The following is a 1,441-nucleotide window of genomic DNA, read 5'->3' as shown; positions in this document are numbered from 1 at the left end:
TTAAGCTAAAAAAGACTACATTTTTTTGCTAAGACAGGTATATTAATTGAGGGCTAGGAATACTTAGCTCAATGCGAACAGGATGTTTGCAGAATCTATTTCTATACTTTTTAAAAGGACTTAAAAATGAAGAACTTTCTTAAGCGCCCAACGATGGCGCTATCTGTGTTATTGGCTTCCTCATCACTTCAAGCTTTACCTGTTTATATCAATGAGTTTCACTATGATAATCAGGGGGCTGATCAAAATGAGTTTGTTGAAATAGCAGGCTTAAGTGGTACAGACTTACTTGGTTGGCAACTCGAGTTTTATAATGGCAATAATGGCCGACGTTATATGTCATGGGACTTATCTGGTAGTTTTTCCGATCAGCAGGCAGGCTATGGTGTGTTAGCCTTTACCGGCTCTGGTGGTCTGCAAAATGGTGGCAATGATGGTATTGCCTTGGTAAATAATCTGGGCGACTTAGTACAGTTTATTAGCTACGAAGGCTCCCTTGTCGCAACAAATGGTTCAGCTTTGGGCGCCACAAGTATCGATGTTGGCGTTGTAGAGTCACCGTCTACGGCTTTGGGTAGCTCAATACAGTTAAGTGGCACAGGAGAAAGCTCTGAAGCGTTTGCTTGGGTCTTGGGGCAAGCTTCCCAAGGGGCTTTTAATACCGATCAACTTTATCAGGCGCCTATTGTTTCTGGTCCTGTCGTACCAGATATTCCGACATTCACTGAGCCGGGTTCAAACCCTGATGTGGTATCGGTACCAGAACCTGCCAGCTTAAGCCTGCTGGGCTTGGGGTTACTCTTACTTGGTCAAATACGCCGGGGCGCTAAAATGCGAAGTTAGGGGAAGTAGGCGCTCGGTTTTGCAACAAGCTGAGCGCCTTGGATGACGTTTGGGCTAGGAAATGCCAGCTAACTTGGCTCTCATTGCTGCGATGGTTGCCTGATAGTCATCGGTATTGAATATGGCTGAGCCGGCAACAAAAGTGTCGGCACCAGCTTGTGCTATCTCGGCTATATTGTTGATATTGACGCCACCGTCAATTTCCAATCGGATATCTTTACCTGAATCATTAATCAACTTGCGTGCTTGTCGAAGTTTATCGAGTGTACCAGGAATAAACTTTTGGCCGCCAAATCCGGGGTTAACGGACATGAGCAAAACCATATCGAGCTGGTCAAGGGTATGGTCAAGGTAGTGTAAGGGGGTAGCCGGGTTAAAAACTAAGCCCGCCTTGCAGCCACCATCTTTGATGAGTTGTAATGAGCGATCAATATGCTCAGAAGCCTCTGGATGAAAGGTGATATAGGTCGCACCAGCATCGATAAAGCTTTTGATCATATCATCGACTGGCTTCACCATTAGGTGAGCATCAATTGGAGCTGTCACGCCGTGCTTTCGAAGCGCCTCACAAACCATTGGGCCAATTGTCAGGTTAGGG

The 1,441-nt window shown here is 45.8% G+C and carries 2 protein-coding genes; one reads left to right on the top strand and one right to left on the bottom strand.

All coding sequences use genetic code 11. The features are described 5' to 3' along the window. Positions 1-126 precede the first annotated feature (126 nt). Positions 127-843: a PEP-CTERM sorting domain-containing protein gene (locus tag A3763_RS20100; protein ID WP_068514453.1), complete on the top strand. Its 717-nt coding sequence runs from the start codon at positions 127-129 to the stop codon at positions 841-843. Positions 844-897: 54 nt separating this feature from the next. Here the strand turns inward: A3763_RS20100 and rpe are convergent. Then, a partial coding sequence (gene rpe, locus A3763_RS20095) for a ribulose-phosphate 3-epimerase (protein ID WP_068760404.1) occupies positions 898-1,441 on the bottom strand: 544 nt, incomplete at its 5' end.

It is taken from the genome of Oleiphilus sp. HI0128 (genome assembly GCF_001635365.1).
The sequence above is the reverse complement of the archived record's forward strand: the minus strand, read 5'-3'. Positions and strand labels throughout refer to the sequence as shown.

Coding starts and splice junctions, on each gene's coding strand:
- A3763_RS20100 (WP_068514453.1), top strand. CDS start 127: ATGAAGAACTTTCTTAAGCGCCCAACGATGGCGCTATCTGTGTTATTG.